Annotated in this window: 17 protein-coding genes; 1 reads left to right on the forward strand and 16 read right to left on the reverse strand. The window is 38.1% G+C overall.

The features are described 5' to 3' along the window. Positions 1-47: 47 nt before the first annotated feature. The 4 genes from hisC to aroC are packed head-to-tail and all read right to left on the reverse strand — an operon-like array spanning position 48 to position 3,876. Positions 48-1,160, reverse strand: a complete 1,113-nt coding sequence (hisC, locus tag V179_RS0111350) for a histidinol-phosphate transaminase (RefSeq protein WP_028391549.1) — start codon at positions 1,158-1,160, stop codon at positions 48-50. A 58-nt stretch (positions 1,161-1,218) separates the two neighbouring features. Further along, positions 1,219-1,581 carry a chorismate mutase gene (gene aroH, locus V179_RS0111355; RefSeq protein ID WP_028391550.1) on the reverse strand — a complete coding sequence of 121 codons (363 nt, stop codon included), beginning with the start codon at positions 1,579-1,581 and terminating at the stop codon, positions 1,219-1,221. A 40-nt stretch (positions 1,582-1,621) separates the two neighbouring features. Continuing rightward, positions 1,622-2,701, reverse strand: coding sequence for a 3-dehydroquinate synthase (gene aroB / locus V179_RS0111360; protein ID WP_028391551.1), 1,080 nt, complete (start codon positions 2,699-2,701; stop codon positions 1,622-1,624). A 2-nt stretch (positions 2,702-2,703) separates the two neighbouring features. Continuing rightward, positions 2,704-3,876, reverse strand: a complete 1,173-nt coding sequence (aroC, locus tag V179_RS0111365) for a chorismate synthase (protein ID WP_028391552.1) — start codon at positions 3,874-3,876, stop codon at positions 2,704-2,706. Between the two features lie 518 nt (positions 3,877-4,394). Between aroC and V179_RS32050 the strand changes: the two genes are divergently transcribed. Continuing rightward, the gene (locus V179_RS32050) at positions 4,395-4,520 is read left to right on the forward strand and encodes a hypothetical protein (RefSeq protein WP_268745191.1); all 126 of its coding nucleotides are present in this window, start codon (positions 4,395-4,397) and stop codon (positions 4,518-4,520) included. 45 nt (positions 4,521-4,565) lie between these two features. Here V179_RS32050 and V179_RS0111370 read toward each other — a convergent pair whose 3' ends face one another. From V179_RS0111370 to V179_RS0111425, 12 genes are all read right to left on the reverse strand, one after another. Then, positions 4,566-5,339 (reverse strand): CheR family methyltransferase, encoded by a 774-nt coding sequence (locus V179_RS0111370; RefSeq protein ID WP_028391553.1) that lies wholly within the window; start codon positions 5,337-5,339, stop codon positions 4,566-4,568. A 641-nt stretch (positions 5,340-5,980) separates the two neighbouring features. Beyond that, entirely contained in the window at positions 5,981-6,427 is a 447-nt protein-coding gene (gene ndk / locus V179_RS0111375; RefSeq protein ID WP_028391554.1) for a nucleoside-diphosphate kinase, read from the reverse strand. A gap of 282 nt (positions 6,428-6,709) precedes the next feature. Continuing rightward, positions 6,710-7,672 (reverse strand): heptaprenyl diphosphate synthase component II, encoded by a 963-nt coding sequence (gene hepT / locus V179_RS0111380; protein ID WP_028391555.1) that lies wholly within the window; start codon positions 7,670-7,672, stop codon positions 6,710-6,712. A 34-nt stretch (positions 7,673-7,706) separates the two neighbouring features. Beyond that, positions 7,707-8,411, reverse strand: coding sequence for a demethylmenaquinone methyltransferase (locus tag V179_RS0111385; RefSeq protein ID WP_028391556.1), 705 nt, complete (start codon positions 8,409-8,411; stop codon positions 7,707-7,709). A 2-nt stretch (positions 8,412-8,413) separates the two neighbouring features. Further along, positions 8,414-9,244 (reverse strand): heptaprenyl diphosphate synthase component 1, encoded by an 831-nt coding sequence (locus V179_RS0111390; RefSeq protein WP_034301057.1) that lies wholly within the window; start codon positions 9,242-9,244, stop codon positions 8,414-8,416. A 549-nt stretch (positions 9,245-9,793) separates the two neighbouring features. Continuing rightward, the gene (gene mtrB / locus V179_RS0111395; protein ID WP_028391558.1) at positions 9,794-10,027 is read right to left on the reverse strand and encodes a trp RNA-binding attenuation protein MtrB; all 234 of its coding nucleotides are present in this window, start codon (positions 10,025-10,027) and stop codon (positions 9,794-9,796) included. Positions 10,028-10,048: 21 nt separating this feature from the next. Then, positions 10,049-10,615, reverse strand: a complete 567-nt coding sequence (gene folE / locus V179_RS0111400; RefSeq protein ID WP_028391559.1) for a GTP cyclohydrolase I FolE — start codon at positions 10,613-10,615, stop codon at positions 10,049-10,051. A 289-nt stretch (positions 10,616-10,904) separates the two neighbouring features. After that, positions 10,905-11,177 (reverse strand): HU family DNA-binding protein, encoded by a 273-nt coding sequence (locus V179_RS0111405; RefSeq protein WP_028391560.1) that lies wholly within the window; start codon positions 11,175-11,177, stop codon positions 10,905-10,907. A gap of 802 nt (positions 11,178-11,979) precedes the next feature. Next, positions 11,980-13,458 carry a stage IV sporulation protein A gene (gene spoIVA / locus V179_RS0111410; protein ID WP_028391561.1) on the reverse strand — a complete coding sequence of 493 codons (1,479 nt, stop codon included), beginning with the start codon at positions 13,456-13,458 and terminating at the stop codon, positions 11,980-11,982. A gap of 199 nt (positions 13,459-13,657) precedes the next feature. Continuing rightward, a complete protein-coding gene (locus tag V179_RS0111415) occupies positions 13,658-14,377 on the reverse strand; it encodes a hypothetical protein (RefSeq protein ID WP_028391562.1) in 720 nt (239 codons plus the stop codon). 13 nt (positions 14,378-14,390) lie between these two features. Beyond that, the gene (locus V179_RS0111420; RefSeq protein ID WP_028391563.1) at positions 14,391-14,588 is read right to left on the reverse strand and encodes a DUF2768 domain-containing protein; all 198 of its coding nucleotides are present in this window, start codon (positions 14,586-14,588) and stop codon (positions 14,391-14,393) included. Positions 14,589-15,527: 939 nt separating this feature from the next. Beyond that, on the reverse strand, positions 15,528-16,580 hold the full coding sequence (locus V179_RS0111425) for an NAD(P)H-dependent glycerol-3-phosphate dehydrogenase (RefSeq protein ID WP_028391564.1): 1,053 nt from the start codon (positions 16,578-16,580) through the stop codon (positions 15,528-15,530). Position 16,581 lies beyond the last annotated feature (1 nt).

Consider the following 16,581-nt stretch of genomic DNA (forward strand, 5'->3'; position numbering starts at 1 on the left):
TATGGCACAGTGCCCACCTTTTCTATTCATTCATGTCAATTATTCGCTTAATTATTCTTGCCTAGAACGGCTGCTTGTGAGGCAGTAAATTCTTTTAGAACAGCAATCATTCCCTCATTTTGTTCTTGCGTGCCGACTGTAATTCTCAGACAAGTAGGGAAACCAAGGAATTTTCCAGAACGTACGATAAAACCGCGCTCTAATAAATGTTGGAAAAGTAGGTCAGCATCCACTTTAAAATCAATTAATATGAAATTCCCTTGTGGTGGGTAAAAAGATAAGTTTTCGGATTCACAAAAGCTTATATATTGAGCAAGACCTTTGCGATTTTCTTTGCTACAGTGCAAAATAAAGTCTTGATCAGAAAGAGCGGCAATTGCAGCGGCTTGACCTAATGTGTTTGCGTTGAAAGGTTGTCTTGCAGGATCTAACTTCTGTATGATATCTTCATCTGCTATACCATAACCAATCCTCATACTCGCTATTCCGTACGCCTTTGAAAATGTACGTAAAATGATTAAGTTTTTGTATATACTTGGCCATGCATTCGTCTTCGGATAATCTTCTGCCACAACATATTCTGCATATGCTTCATCCAAGACAACAAGAACATCTCCAGGAACTTTCTCAATGAATTCACGAAGCTGCTTTTCACCAATATATGTACCTGTTGGGTTATTAGGTGTACACAGCCATACAACTGCCGTATTTTCGTCAATTGCACTAAGCATGCCTTCTAAATCGTGATCCCCGTTTATTAAAGGAATTTCACGAATTTCAGCATGTTCCAAGACAGCGTTATGCTTGTATTGGGAGAATGTAGGTGTTGCCATTACTGTATTCTTTCCTTCACTTAACAAACTCCTTGAAATGATTTGAATATTTTCATCTGAACCATTCCCGAAAATCAGCTGTGTTTCGTTAACGCCTGTGTGTTTAGCCACTGCTTCTCGAAGCGCAGTCGCATAGCCATCCGGATATATTGCTAATGATGAAGCGAATTCGGACAATACTTGTTTTACTCTTTTGGAACAACCAAATGGATTTTCATTAGAAGCAAGCTTCACAATTTCATCCAGACCATATTCTCTTCTTACTGCATCAGTTGATTTTCCCGGTTGATATGGTTTTAATGATAATACCGATTGATTCCATTTCATAATCTTACACCTCATTTTTTTATATAGAAATTCTTATGCCTCCGTTTATATGAGCATATTAATTCTTTAAATCAGGACGTAATGCAATAGCTTCCCCATGGTATACGTGCTCAATTTCTTGCTGCGATTTATCAGTATTTAGATGCAACATTATTCTAATACAGTATGGAAGCGATCCTTCAACTGGTATTTCCTGCATGCAAACAACTGGAACGTATTTCCACCCTTCAATATTTCTAAGCGCTTTTGACGGAAAAGTTGACTGCAACTCCTTTGTAACCGATACGAAAACGGACGCTACTTTTTCAGGATGAATCTCATTTTTCTGAATCATTTCAGTTAGAAGTGTTTCCACTGCTACTATAATTTCTTTTTCTTCATCGTGTAGAACTGTCGTAGCTCCCCTAACCCCTCTTATCATGGTCGTTCACTCCTCAGTTGTTTATTTTTCTGTTTATTCTTTATACCATCTCTTCAATCTGCTTCATAATGTGGCCGTCTTCGATTTCTACTAATACTGGAGATCCTACCTCGTTTAACAATACAAATGTTATCGTATCGGAAATCGTTTTTTTATCTTTTTTCATTTTCTGAATTAATGATGCATGATCCAGCTGCTTAGGAATGAAGGTTTTGTAGCCTAATGATTGGACCCATTTCGTAAATTCGACTACATCAAAGTCTAATCTCACATGGTGTTGACTAAGTTTCAAAGCGTACACACAGCCAATTAAAACAGCTTCACCATGCGTGAAATTTCCGTAACCTAGTAATCCTTCCACAGCATGACCTAATGTATGCCCGAAATTCAAATAAGCTCGTACTCCAGTTTCCTTCTCATCTTCTTGGACAATCGATGCTTTAATTTCAATGCCTCTTTTGATCATATAAAGATATTGTTCATCTGTGATTGCCGTTAAATCTTGAATTTCAGAAATTAGCCATTTGTAAAAATCCAGATCTTGAATCAGTGCGTGTTTAATGACCTCTGCGAAACCTGATCGAATTTCCTTCTCTGGTAACGTATGTAAAAAAGATAATTCATAAAAAACAGCTTCCGGCTGATAAAAAGCACCAATCATATTCTTTCCTTCAGGATGATTGATCGCAACTTTGCCACCAACTGCGCTATCATGAGCAAGCAATGTCGTAGGAAGTTGGATAAACGGAATCCCTCTCATAAATGTCGCTGCAACGAATCCAGCAACATCACCGACAGCTCCGCCACCCAAAGCTAGTATCATCGATTTTCTATTTAACCCATTCGCAAGCGCAAAGCTTTGGCATTGATAAAAGACATCAAATGTCTTAGCATGTTCTCCTTCAGGAACAATATATTCCAATACTTGTTTTCCTGTTTTTTCTACCAATTCCTTCACTGTATGCAAATGAATGCTTGCTACTTTTTCATCACTGATAATCAATATTTTCGTAATATCCGAATAATTTTTTTCTATAAAAAATGGTAGTTGCTCAATTACTTGTGTTCCTAAAAAAACAGGGTACTGCTTGGATGGTGTTTTGATGTCAATCGATTCCATCATTAAAACTCCTTTACTTCTTGTCGGTATCGCTCGATATATTCAGATAATTGACTAAAACGATCCGAAGGGAACTGCTCTACAATTGCACATGCTAATTCCCATGCGACTGCAGCTTCTGCAACTACAGCAGCTGCCGGAACTGCACAGCTGTCCGAACGCTCAACACTTGCCTCAAACTCTTGTTTAGTATCAATATCCACACTTTTTAATGGTTTATATAATGTTGGTATTGGCTTCATAACACCACGTACGACAATCGGCATTCCAGTTGTCATTCCGCCTTCAAAACCACCTAAACGATTTGTTTTTCTATAATATCCTTGTTCTGAATCCCATGCGATCTCATCGTGAACCTGACTGCCAAATAGGTGAGCTGCTTCAAAGCCAATTCCGATTTCTGCACCTTTAAAGGCATTAATGCTTACGATTGCTCCAGCTAATTTAGCATCCAATTTACGATCGTAATGTACGTAGCTGCCAACCCCTGCAGGCATTCCTTCGACAATTACTTCGACTATTCCACCAATAGAATCGCCATTTTTCTTAGCTTGATCAATAGCATCCATCATGCTTTGTTCCACTTCTTTATCCAAACAGCGAACTGGGGATTCTTCTGTGATTTGCTGTAATTCTTTGACTGAAGAATACGGAGTTGGTTTTGCTTTAATTCCACCAATTTCAAGCACATGTGAGGCAACTTCAATCCCTAACAAAGAAAGAAGTTTTTTGGCAACTGCTCCCGCAGCCACTCTGACTGTCGTTTCTCTTGCTGATGATCGCTCGAGAACATTCCGCAGATCTCTATGACCATATTTAATCCCACCATTTAAATCTGCATGTCCTGGCCGTGGTCTTGTAATTTTTCGTTTGACCTCATCCGCTTCTTCTGCAGAAATAGGTTCGCTACCCATTATTTTTGTCCAATGCTTCCAATCATTATTTTCAACAATTAGAGCTACTGGAGAACCAAGTGTATTGCCATGTCTGATTCCAGATGCGATAAATGCTTCATCTTTTTCAATTTGCATCCTTCTGCCGCGACCATGACCTTTTTGTCGACGAGCTAATTCATTATTAATATCTTCGGCTGTGATCGGCATTCCTGCTGGAAGTCCTTCAATAATTGTCGTTAATTGTGGACCATGCGATTCGCCTGCTGTTAAATATCTCATTTTCTCTGCCCCCATTTAAACCGTTAAAGGATTTTGATTTAAGTAACAATATACCACAATTTTATGAAAAATGGGAATTTGATTTCTAGAAAAATAAAGATGTTTTTCTCATCATCATTTTTCTATCTTTTTTCAGCCTATTCCACTGGCCAAATGAATTCTAAAAAAATCTTTTCGAGTGAGTATCCAAAAGAACTTGCCCCTTTACTTATGAGGCATCATCCCTCATCTACAAATTAATTATATGAATAGAATATTATGACCGATGTTAAAATCAGGCCCTTTTATGAACAACCTCTTATTCATAATTAATAGAGATACATTTTTTTATTATAGTTCAAAATAATTTTAAAATAACAGTAACTTTATCCCCCATAAACGGGCAGTAAGACCCCAACTCAAAGGTTAGAGATATCGAAGAAGCGTAGGTGGGAGTTAACTGCCCGTAGAAGCCCGATTGGTGAGATACAGTGAAACTTACTGCTGTGATCTTCAGTGGTTTAGTTGAGGCCCACAGGATGTTGGGTCACACAGACGTTGCCGCAGGACGCAGCGCACTTAATCTGTTATTCAGTGAATCGAGTACGTACTGTCGCTTTATCGAGGCGAAAGGAGAGATCTTAGCGACAGTAGTAGGGGACTAACAATCAGTGGGGGTGAAGAAAACACCCACTGAATAAAATTTCACTTTATATTTTCTTATAAAAGAAAGTATCTTCCGCCTCAAAGTCATATTGGTTTGCGTTAAAAATCTGTTCTGTACTTCCAACGAAGAACACACCGTCGGTTTTTAATGCTTGACTAAACTTTGTGTATAGAAGATGTTTAGCTTCTTCAGTAAAGTAAATTAACACGTTTCGACAGATAATTAAATCATAGTTTTTGTCGAATGGTTCAGATAATAAATTGTGTTTTTTATATGTAACTGTTTTCTTAATTTCATCCGCTATATGATAAAAATTTCCTTCTTTAATGAAAAATTTCTTTTTCACCTCGGCAGGCACTTCATTTAATGAACGCTCCGGATAGATTCCAAGCTTCGCTCGTGCAAGGACGTTTTCATCAATATCAGTGGCATATATTTTTATCTGATGCAGAGGTAGAAAAGAAGATAGCACCATTGCAATCGTATATGGTTCTTCTCCGGTCGAACAGGCGGCACTCCATATTTTCAGTTTTTGATTAGCAGTAAGCAACCGAGGTAAAATTTTCTCTGCTAACACTTCCCAACGCTTTGCGTTGCGATAAAATTCCGATACATTAATCGTCATCCGATCAAGGAACTCTTCTCGTTGCTTTGTGTCTTGTTGTATTGCTTGAAAATATGCCTCGAATGAACGATACCCCTTTTTTTCATAAAGGGAAGTCAAACGCCGTTTCATTTGCGCTTCTTTATATAAAGATAAATCTATCCCAGTTAGTTTTCTTACCTTTAAAATAAATTGTTCGTATTCCTGTACCATTATTAACGACTCCCCGTAACATTTAAATATTTTTTATCCGCATTAACGGGCAGTAAGACCTCCACATCAAGGCTTAGAGGAATCAAAGAAGTGCGTGGGGGACATCTGCCTAATCTAGTTGCGGCTCCTAGCCCTACTTAAGGTCATAAGCTGTAATACTCTGGGGCAAACCACGCCACCCAGTATTCCATTTTTAAGCTGTCGGACTATCACAGGATGTGATGGCGTCTACGTTGCCCACAGGATGTGGGTCACACAGACGAAAGACTAAAAGGACGCGGCGTACTTAGACTGCGATTCATTGTATAGGTTCTTACTGTCGATTGATCGAAGCGTAAGCGAAGATCTTAGCGACAGTAGAACTGGACTAACAATCAGCCTGGGGATGAAGAAAAATCCCAACTATTTGATGTTTTACTTTATACAATCTCTTATTCTTATCGGAAAAGAATGGTACTTTTCAACCTGATTCTAATAATTAAATGGTCACTGCCATCATGTTGTTCTCTAATACTTTACTCTGACTAGTTGGTGAAATTTAAAAGTGGGATTACAGTAAGTCAAACTAATAGTTAAAAAGCCTAGATGAAGAGTGAATTCACTCATCATCTAGGCTTTTCGAATACTTATTTTGCAAAGAATTAATAAACCCACTCATTGATTACTTTATTGCTAGCTACCAATTCTTCATCTTTGAAGAATAATGCTACTTCACGTTCTGCACTTTCTAATGAGTCAGAACCATGAATAATATTCTTACCAACCGTCATTGCAAAATCACCGCGGATTGTCGCAACTGCTGCATCTTTAGGATTTGTCGTACCCATCATTTGACGCGCTGCTGCAATGACGTTTTCACCTTCCCAAACCATTGCAAAGACAGGACCTGAAGTAATGAAATCTACAAGTTCACCAAAAAAAGGACGCTCTTTATGTTCGCCATAATGCTGTTCGGCAAGCTCTTGAGTGACTACCATCAGTTTAGCACCAACTAGTTGAAAACCCTTTCTTTCAAAGCGGCTAACAATTTCACCAATTAAACTGCGTTGTACCCCATCTGGCTTAACCATTAAAAATGTTTGTTCCATTTCTCCCACTCCCACTATGTATCATCTGTTTGTCTGTCTATCCATCGAAATATTATCACTTTTCCAATAATATAGCAACTATTTTTTGCAAACGCATACATATTTATAAAAATGTAAGTCCTATTAAAAAAAGATTTACGGAGCTACAGATAACTCTCTCTTTTCTAATTCCTGTACAATTAGAAAAGAGAAGGCTCATTGAAGTAGATATTTGTCTTTTTTAATAGCTGAGTTAGATCATCCACTATGGGAATCATCCTCCCCCAGCTTAATATGTAATTATTAGAATTTCCGCTTGCCGATATTTTTCGCAATTTGGGATAAAGTTTTTCTCGCCTGGTTAGAAGGAAGTCCTTCAAGCTCAGCAAATGCTTTTTTAAGATACATATTGCTTACTTCTGCTGCTTTTTCAATCGACCCTGAAGCTTTTATCGCTTTAATAATGATATTCATTTCTTCTTTTGAAATAGATTCATGGACTGTTTCGATTAACATTCTAAGTTTTGGATCTTCCCTTGCAATTAGTACAGGTAATGTAATATTGCCCTGGCGAAGATCTCCACCTGCAGGCTTGCCTAATTCTGCTTCAGAACCAGTGAAATCAAGAATATCATCTGTGATTTGATAAGACATACCAACATAGTATCCGAACTTATAAAGCTTCAGGCACACTTCTTTATCAGCACTGGAAGCAATTGCACCTAATTGACAACTTGAAGCAATCAATAAAGCCGTTTTTCGTTTAATTCGTCTGAAATAAGTTCGCCAATTTTGTTCAAAATTAAACTTATCTTTAATTTGTTCAATTTCCCCTAAGCATAGTTCAACCATTGTCTTAGCAAGGATTTGATGAGCAGACGGATTATTTATATTAGACATGACTTCAAGTGCACGTGCAAAAATGTAGTCGCCTGTATACATGGCGACACGATTATCCCATTTTGATTTTATTGTAGCCGAACCTCTTCGTAAATCTGCATCATCTACAACATCATCATGGACAAGCGATGCTGTATGAATAAGCTCAAGAGCTACTGCAACATGTTTAATAACATGAATATCATAATTGCCAAATTTAGAAGCCAATAATACAAAGACTGGGCGAATGCGTTTCCCTCCAGATTGAAGTAAGTGCAGTGATGCTTGTCTAAGTACAGGGGAATCCGCCTGGATAGCAGCTTCCAATTCTTTCTCAATTAATTGAAGATCCGTATTCAAAAAAGAATACAACATTTTAAATTTCATACATTCCACCCAGCTTTGTAGTCACTAACCCTTTCTATTGTTCAAGCTTGTAGCCAAAATGTGTGGCAGCTACTCCACCAGTATGTGCTTTATAGCTCACTTTAGCGAAACCAGCCTGACTAAACATTCTTTCAAGCTCTTTCATTCCTGGAAAATCACGGGCCGAGTCTTGAAGCCAAGAATATTCTTTAAAGCTTTTTGCAAATATTTTCCCAAACATTGGCATAATAAAACGAAAATAAAAATTAAAGCCTTGTTTGAATCCAAACATTGTCGGGTGTGACGTTTCAAGACAAACCGCCATTCCCCCAGGTTTCAAAACACGATGCATTTCTCTTAGTACTTGCATATAATCAGGAACATTACGAAGGCCAAAACCGATCGTCACATAGTCAAAGGTATTGTCTTCAAACGGTAACTCCATGGCATTTCCGTGAAGAAGTGTAATTTGCTTAATATTTTTTACTTTTTCTTCACCGATTTTCAACATATTTTTGCTAAAATCGAGACCAATTACTTCCCCTTCACTACCCGTCTCCTCAGCCAAAGCAATGGTCCAGTCTGCAGTTCCACAGCATATATCCAATGCCTTAGAACCTCGTTTTACATTCATATGATCCATCGTTACTTTACGCCACTTGATATGTTGTTTAAAACTAATGACAGAATTCATCTTGTCATAGTTCCCATATATTTTTTCAAAAACATGGTGAACTTTTTGTTCTTTAGTTTGTTCCATGTTCACCCTTCTTCCACAAATGTATTTGTATGGGCGGCTGTTTCTTCGAGAATATGATGAATTCGATCGTTAACTGATTTATTTGGGGAACTAAACAGCTGGACTGTTCGTTCTACAGACTGATGCACTTGTAAAATATGCTGATCAATTATATCGACGATCCGCTTTGATTCTCCACCAGGGTTGGTAGGTAGAGGATTGTTGTGTGTGTCTATTGACTGAATCGCTCTAACTACGATAGATTCACCGCTCTCTAGATAGTTCAACTTCTCTGAATGAAGCCTTTTTAATAAAAGTAACGCTCCTGAAATTTCTTTCCAAAAAGGCATATTTAAATAATCAGCAACTTTACCAATTAAAGAAGATTCAATGACTTGTATGCTTCTCATTAATTCAACTTCATTAGTAATCGTTTTTTGATAAAGCATAATTTTATGTTCATTTATTTCTTTTATGGCATTCGATAAAATACTGATTAATCGAATATTATTCGAATTAGCCAACAATTGATAATAGAGACCACTATAATAGTCACCCGCAAGCACTGTTAACTGACGATCCTTAAGCATTCTGCCGTTTTTGCTATTATCATTTTCATTTGTATTCGTTACTAATTCATGTGTATCCAAAGCACTTTGAACAAGCAATGTAGCCAAAATATACGTATTTCGTTCTTGTTTCGGAATCTCAAGCTCATTAAACATTCCCCAAAGCAAGAGTATTTTATCAAAATCGATATTAGGCTTATCAAGATACTTAAGCAAGTACGGATGATAAGCTGTTGACTCGGTAGATTCTTTCAGTTCAATCAAAAGATCGTCTATGTTTAACAATTGAGATCACCCTTGTATCCCGTAAGATAATATTGACGTTCTATTCCAATTTTGACTCGGTTTAGAAACACAAATTATTATAACATAAAAATAATCGGAAATATCCTTGTACGCCTTATTTTTATTACAATACTCGTAAATTTAGTTTATAAAATTTCTAAAATCAAGCTATCGTAGTACACGAGCTGTTTTAGAATGAAGCTCTTTCATGTAATATGTAAACGAGCTTTATTTATCCCGCATTAACGGGCAGTCAAGACCTCCCCCACCTCAGGGTTTAGAGGAGTCGAAGAAACTAAGATGGTGAAACTTGGCGTAATAGCCCGATTGGTATGATACGTGTAACTCAGCTTCGTGGTTTTCCACGGTATAGTTCCAGGCCCACAAGATCTGGATCTCACAGACGTTGCCCTAGACCCAGCATAGTCTGAGTTCTCTTTGAATCAGGTTCTTAGGGTAGCATAACCTAAGCTGCGCGGAGGTATTAGCGACAATAGAACAGGACTACCAATCAATGGAGATGAAGTCCCCACTGATTTAAGTTTCGCTTTATCCTTTTTTCGATTCGCTCTCGATTTCGCCATATGGCGTATAAACCATCGCATGACCTCTGATCTTTATCGCTGAAGTATGTTCAGTAAACTGAGCAATCATCACTTCTCCTGCATCGAGCTTTTCAGAATGGTGAAATTTCGTATCTGATCCTCTCGTTAATCCAATTACATTAACACTATCTTCAATTGCTTTTATTACAATGTAATCTTTAAACGTTTTCTCGTCCATACTATTCCCTGCCTCATTTTATCAATTTTTAATAAACGATAATACCTCTGCTCTTGTACTGTGGTTTTCAGCAAACACACCTCTTACTGCAGACGTAACTGTCTTGGCGCCAGGGTTCTTCACTCCGCGCATCGTCATACACATATGCTCTGCCTCCAAAATAACCATTACACCATGCGGGTCCAATTTCTCCATAATTGAACTTGCAATTGTAGAAGTAATTCGCTCCTGAAGCTGAGGACGTTTTGAAATCGTTTCTACTGCTCGTGCTAGTTTACTCAAACCGGTCACTTTTCCATTCTTCGGAATATAAGCTACGTGTGCCTTACCGTAAAAGGGGACAAGATGATGCTCACATACTGAATAAAATGGGATATCCTTCACTAAAACAAGCTCTTCATGATCTTCTCCAAAAACCGTTTCGAAATACTCTTTTGGATCCTGGTTTAGCCCTGCAAATATCTCTTCATACATTCTTGCCACGCGTTTCGGTGTATCCAACAATCCTTCTCGCTCAGGATCTTCACCAACCGCTTCTAAAATCATCCTTACAGCTTCTTCAATTTTTGCATGGTTCACATTTGTCATTTCTTTTCCTCCAAAGATTCAGTAATATCCATTCTATGTATGTCATTATATTTCATTTATCGTATTATTAAATTTGTGAAAAGATAACTTAAGATAAGCACAACTTCTTCAATTGTAACATACTCGGAAAAAAATAGGCAAAAGAGGATGTCCCAAAGCGCCTGATCCAGAACTCACCACACAGTTAATAGTGTTACGTACACTTTATGTAAACTGTATAGTAGTTTCAGGGTCTGACCCTTTACTTATGGGACATCCTCTCTTCTTATGCTCAAATACCGTTATGTAATTACTTAACAGCGTCTTTAAGAGCTTTACCAGGTTTAAACGCTGGTACTTTGCTTGCTGCGATTTCGATTTCTTCGCCAGTTTGTGGGTTGCGCCCTTTACGAGCAGCTCGCTCACGAACTTCAAAGTTACCAAATCCAATTAGTTGTACTTTATCTCCACTTTTCAAAGCGTCTAAGATTGTATCAAAAACAGCATCAACAGCTTTCGTAGCGTCTTTCTTTGAAAGCTCACCTGTTTCAGCAACTGCGTTAATCAATTCCGTTTTGTTCATGCCATTCACCTCCTCCCAAAAGGATCTTTATAAAAAATCATTATTACAAACTATAATAGTGATTTGTTACCTAGTTGAAAAATTCACACTTTTGATGTTCTTCTTAAGAATACCTCGAGGAATTCCGGATGGATTTGCAGCTCACCGGAACGTTCAGAAAAGGTCCCTAAACCTGCAAGAATGGCTTTGCAATGCGTTTTCTTAATGTAGATTATCACAAATCCTATTCAGATAGCAAGGAATTTCATAAAATAATGGGAATCTTTTCATGAGAATATGCATATAGTATAAATTTGCCTGCTTATCATTCATCATTTCCCTTATTTACCCATAATAAACACCGAATGTGTTGCCAGAGTAAGGTTCGCATAGAACTAGCTTTTCATACTCTACTTCATCCTAGAAAAATATGCAAATAAAAAGTATGCTTTTTAATTCGTGCAACTCTATAACCATTTCCCGAAAGCAAAAATACGAACTACGGCGTTTTTAATTCAAAGCTATGCTAAAGCTCATTGTTGATTTTGGCAGTATGTTGATTGGAGCGTAAGACGTGAGACTCTTGCTGTGGAAGAGAGTCAAAGGAAGACCCCACAGGTGAACAGCGCCGAGGAAAGTAGAACACCTTTGGTTTCAATCAACAAGCAAGTAACAGAGCCTAATTCAAAAAAAGGGGTATCCCAAAAGCAAAAGAAGGGGCTGACCCCGCATTAACTAAATACAGTATAAGATAGTGTATGAAACACTACATACTGATTTAGAATGCGAGGTCAGCCCCTTAAATGACATCCTCTTTTCCATTTTATAAAATAATCGCAATAAGACCTCCAGAGCCTTCATTAATGATGCGCTCCAACGTTTCCTTCAGTTTATACCTCGCATTTTCAGGCATAAGTGAAAGTTTGGCTTGTATCCCTTCTCGTACAATCGAACTTAAATTTCTGCCGAATATTTCCGAATTCCAAATTGACATTGGATTGTCCTCGAAATCCTGCATTAAATAGCGAACAAGTTCTTCACTCTGCTTTTCCGTGCCGATGATTGGCGCAAATTCTGATTCAACATCTACTTTTATCATATGAATTGATGGAGCTACTGCTTTAAGCCGTACGCCAAATCGAGAACCTTGGCGGATAATTTCCGGTTCATCTATGCTCATGTCTTGTAAGGAAGGGGCTGCCACACCATACCCCGTTTGCTTCACCATTTTTAACGCATCTGAGACTTGATCATATTCTGCTTTAGCGTGTGCGAAGTCTTGCATCAGTGCGAGTAAATGATCTTTCCCGCGGATTTCAACACCGACAATCTCTTTTAGAATATCATCATATAATTCGTCAGGAGCGTATAAATCAATTTCTGCTATCCCCTGGCCCATTTCAATTCCCGCTAGACTTGCTCGATCAATAAATTCGAATTCATTAAAGTGACCGACGACACGATCCACATCCCTAAGCCTTTTGATATCTTTAACCGTTTCTCTTACAGCTTCTTGATAACTTTCTCTTAGCCAATGGTTTTCATTTAAAACCATTACCCAACTTGGTAAATTCACATTTACTTCAAGTACTGGAAATTCGTATAACGCTTCACGCAAAACGCTGAGTACATCAGCTTCTCTCATACCTTCAACACTCATCGTCAATACGGGAATATCATATTTTTCTTGGAGATTTTCCCTTAAAATTGCAGTGTCAGGATGATGTGGCTGCACAGAATTAATAATCATTATAAACGGTTTACCAACTTCTTTAAGCTCTTCAATTACTCGTTCCTCGGCTTCAATATAATCACTGCGAGGAATTTCTCCAATGGAACCATCCGTAGTAACGACTACGCCTAATGTAGAGTGGTCTTGAATCACTTTTCTTGTACCGATTTCAGCTGCTTCATGGAACGGAATCGGTTCTTCATACCAAGGTGTGTGAATCATTCGGGGACCATTTTCATCTTCATATCCTTTTGCTCCTGGTACTGTATAGCCAACACAATCGACAAGCCGAATATTTACATCAAGACCTTCTGTAACATGAATGGACGCGGCTTGATTGGGAACAAATTTCGGCTCTGTCGTCATGATTGTTTTTCCTGCTGCACTTTGTGGAAGCTCATCCTGTGCTCGTGCTCGATCTGCTTCAGTTGCGATATTAGGGATCACCACAAGCTCCATGAACTTCTTAATAAATGTAGACTTTCCTGTCCTTACTGCACCGACGACACCTAAATATATATCTCCGCCGGTACGTTCAGCAATATCTTTAAAAATGTTTACCTTTTCCAAGGTATCCCCTCCTGAATTCAAGTCTTTGGGATAAACTTCATCCGATTTTATTTCTAGGACAATATAAATGTATGATGTTGTCCTAAAAGAATATACCTGTTTTTTTACTCTATAAGGGCAGGCATTTATGTTTATGGATAATAGAGGAAAATAAAATAACCCTTCCCCTACAATATATTTTGCAGGGAAAGGGTTATGACTATTTTGTCAAGAAAATTGGAACCTTTGATTTTGCATCATAAGTATAAGGCAATGAAAAAGCAGGGACAAATTCACTATTTTTCACTAGAAGATCACGGATATCATCACCAGGCTTATAAATTACTTCATCAGCTTGTAAGACGTCGTATAAATCAGGCGTATAATCAACAAACAGCTCACCATTTGTATCGATAACGATTTGAAGCGGTTTGTGACTATATGGGCTTGTTACTGTAGGCGCTTCCTTCATACCTAGTTCTTTATAATTCAGCGTATACACATAGTCGGAAATTCTCTCACCGAATGGCGGATATCCATTGCTTTGACGATAAAGGGTTATCCTTATCATTAAATCTTGAATTTGTTGAGCCATACGAACATCTATTAATTTTACAGTCGGATCTTCTTCCACATCGACTAGAACATATTGGAACACACCTCCTGCTTCATAGGAGTTACCCGGTGCTTCAGCCATATATCTTGGAGCTATTTTCTTAAAATCAATTACGTATTTCTGATAAATAGGCGTATCATTCTCTTTTGTTAAAATCGGCAAAACCGCTTGCTCACTTTGAAACTGATCTACTGCACTTTGCACGGACTGGATTTGCTCTTTATATGGGGTCTGATTTTCTACTTTTTTTTCTGCTGGATATAAGCATCCTGATAAAAGAAGGGGTATGGTACAAATAGTTATGAATTTTTTTATCGATTTCATGTTGGTCCCCTCTTTAATTAGTCGGTCCACTGACAACTACTATAAAAATAATCAGACCGGCCAAAACCATTAGTATGTATGCAATAATTGCGGTTAATATGCGCCATATCCCCTTTAATTTATAGCGGCTAAAATAAATAGAAAAAATGGAGATTGCCATAAATCCCATGGCAACAAACGAAATCCACATTTTCTGCAGTGCTGGTGTCATTATTTATCCTCTCCTTTTTCCGAATCATTATATCATATGAATTTCCAGCAATGGGAGGAAATTAACGATTCCTTTAGAATTATTTGAAAATGTAAAAATCTATAGTCAATGCCATACCTTAAAAGTTACTTTAATTAATTGAAACAATCGATATTTACTTATGGCTTAGAACCATAAGTATTTTGCAAACATATTATTTTTCCATCGCTTAACAGGTAGTAAGACCCACCACCTCAAGCTTTATGAGGGACATAGAAAAAGGTGGAGGTCTTACTGCCCATAAAGGTCCGATTGGTGAGGAAAGTGAAACTTACCGATAATTACACAGAAGTTAAGTTTGCGCCCATTGAAAGTGGTTCACACAGATGTAAGACTAAAGGACGGGTGAAGCAGGATTCTTATTATAGATTGTTCCAAGCGAAAGCGAAGATCTGAGCGACAGTAGAACAGGACTAACCATCAGTGAGGGATGAAGCAACCCCTACTGATTTGAAGTTTCACTTTATTGATATAAAAGAAAAAATGCGTAAATTTTTTTCCAATCTGAAACTAACATAAAATAAGGCTGTTTTCACATACTTTGTTGCTTTTCAATCATTTTTACACTAATAACCCGGGTTGATTTCCGTTGTAGAGGCGGTCTCAGAAGCCTCCTCAGTGCTTTGCACTTGCGGGGTCTCCCTCAACACGCTTCTCCCGCAGGAGTCTCGCACCTTCCACTACAATCAACATCTGTTCGAATTGGTTTCTTGCTAAAAACAACAATCTTTACGAAAAGAGCCTAAAAAAAAGACAGAAAATAAAGAAGCTCTTCATTTTCTGCCATTTGACTAAATCCACCTAAAACCAAGCCATATTGCTAGTTTACTGTCGTAGCATTGTATGCAGTTGTGCATAGACTCGAACCGTCTATCGCCTATTTTAGGATAAATATTTATGTTATTGATTTGGTTTGTCGCCCCAAGCATTAAATAACTCTTCCATTTCGTTTTTTTTCATTCGCGTCATCAATGAATCCACCGAATCTTTCACGTTTTGTTCATTAAATAAAACGCCGTATAAGGCATTCGTAATCGGCATATCAACTCCGACCTTTTCGGCGAGTTGATAGGCTGCTTTCGTTGTTCTTACACCCTCTACAACCATGCCCATATTCTCAAGCACTTCTTCAAGGTTTTTTCCTTTGCCAAGCATATTACCTGCCCGCCAATTTCGCGAATGAATACTTGTACAAGTTACAATTAAATCGCCAATCCCTGTAATACCGGAAAATGTTAGCGGATTCGCTCCCATCGCAGTCCCTAGCCTTGAAATTTCAGCAAGCCCTCGTGTGATTAAAGCTGCTTTGGCATTGTCGCCATATCCTAATCCATTCGTAATTCCAGCAGCTAAAGCGATAATGTTTTTCAGCGCTCCACCAATTTCAACACCTACAATATCTGGATTTGTATAGACGCGAAAGTTTTGATTCATAAATAAATCCTGAATTTTCTCTGCAGCCCGCATGTTTTCTGATGAAACCGTCACAATTGTCGGCTGACGCAGACTAACTTCCTCAGCGTGACTAGGTCCAGATAAAACTACTACCGCTTGAAGCTTTGATGCCGGAACCTCTTCTTCAATCATTTCAGATATGCGCAAAAGTGAATCAGGTTCGATACCTTTTGACACATGAACAATGGTCACTTGCTGTTTTACTAGAGGAACAATATCATTCAGCACTTCTCTAATTGCCTTCGTTGGAACTGCCATAATAATCGTTTCAATACCTTCTACGGCTTTTTCAAGTGAATGGTATCCAACAATATTGGGTGGCAATTCAATTTCAGGTAAATATTTTGAGTTGGTGTGATGTATATTAATTTCCGTGATTAGCGCTTCATTATGGCCCCAAAGACGAACTTGATGCTCGTTGTCGGCTAATACCATAGCAAGAGCTGTCCCCCAGCTCCCAGCGCCAATCACTGCGATTTTTTGTTTGACTTCTGACATA

This window comes from Bacillus cihuensis (assembly GCF_000504145.1).
In the GTDB taxonomy this organism is placed as follows: Bacteria; Bacillota; Bacilli; order Bacillales; family DSM-1321; genus Peribacillus; species Peribacillus huizhouensis.